This window comes from Moorena sp. SIO3B2, from assembly GCF_010692525.1.
In the GTDB taxonomy this organism is placed as follows: Bacteria; Cyanobacteriota; Cyanobacteriia; order Cyanobacteriales; family Coleofasciculaceae; genus Moorena; species Moorena producens.
Window position 1 is genome coordinate 1 of the sequence record NZ_JAAHHE010000923.1, and the last position, 1232, is coordinate 1232.

Genomic DNA, 1232 nt, shown 5'->3' on the forward strand with positions numbered 1-1232 from the left:
ATGCCAAAAGCCGGAAAACCATGGCAAGCCCGTCTTATCACGCACCCTACGCACCTCCCCCATCTCCCCATCTCCCCATCTCCCCATCTCCCCACACTTCCCACCCTCTCTACCTAGCCTCACCAATAACAGTAAAAGCCGCCCAAGCTTTCGGGTCTGGATTACCATCGGGGTCATTGAGCATGGATAACATCGCCTCTCGCATGGCTTTGGCTTTATCGAATTTGTGGGTGTAAATATTATTATAAAACTCCCTCATCAACTTGGCCGTATCATCATCAGGCACTTGCCATAAGGACACCACTAAACTGGGTACACCTGCGGCAATCAAAGAACGGGATAAACCAACTACCCCTTCCCCTTTAATCTCACCCCTACCAGTATCACAAGCACTCAGGACGACTAACTTTGCTTTCAATAAGGATTTTTCCGATTCCGTGTAACGACTCAGAATTTCACGACTGGTGAGAAAGCCATCATGGTCTGGTTCCTCAGGAGCTAAGGCGATCGCTCCTCGATAATAAATACCATCGACTAAACCATGGGTGGCTAAATGGATAACGGAAGCATTGGCCATTTTTTCCACAATGGTTGATTCTGTTGCTTTCGGTCCAATTAGAGCGGTGGTGTTCAGCAATTCAGCAATTCTTAAGGCTTCTGTTTCTGCACCCGATAGAGACTTTAACTGTTCTTGTTCCCGTCCGATTTTAATGGTGGGCATGGTGGGATTACCGACAATCAATGGTGTTCCGTTGCTGTCTTTGACTCGATCCCAATGTTTACGGGTAAATGACAGGGATTGGATCGAAGGAGCAGTGAGAATGGTATGGTTTTCGATTAGATAATTTCCATCATCATCTTGGAGAGCAGCAAAGGGAACCAGAAATAGTTCTTTATGGGGGATAAAAATAACACGGTCTGATTCGCTTTCAGGTAATAAGTCAACAATCGGAGTAATCAGCAGTTGGTAGAGTTGTTGTAGTGGATTACTATTGTTAGGGTTTGGTGGTGAAGCAGCATTCTGATTACCTCGACCTCTGACACCAATTTGCTGACGACTGACTTTGACTAGTTCGGCCAGAGAAGTATCTTGGGGTAAGGTATTAGACCTCTCCAAAAAACAAACTTATGGTAAAATAAGATAAAATTAATCACTTTTATCAACCTCAAAAACCATGAGCTACACTTGGAACTACATCCAAAAAAATCCTAAACAAACAAAAAGATTGCTA

Annotated in this window: 1 protein-coding gene; it reads right to left on the reverse strand. The window is 44.2% G+C overall.

All coding sequences use genetic code 11. The features are described 5' to 3' along the window. Positions 1–109 precede the first annotated feature (109 nt). Positions 110–1117, reverse strand: a complete 1008-nt coding sequence (locus F6K38_RS42400; protein WP_287360874.1) for a CHAT domain-containing protein — start codon at positions 1115–1117, stop codon at positions 110–112. Positions 1118–1232 lie beyond the last annotated feature (115 nt).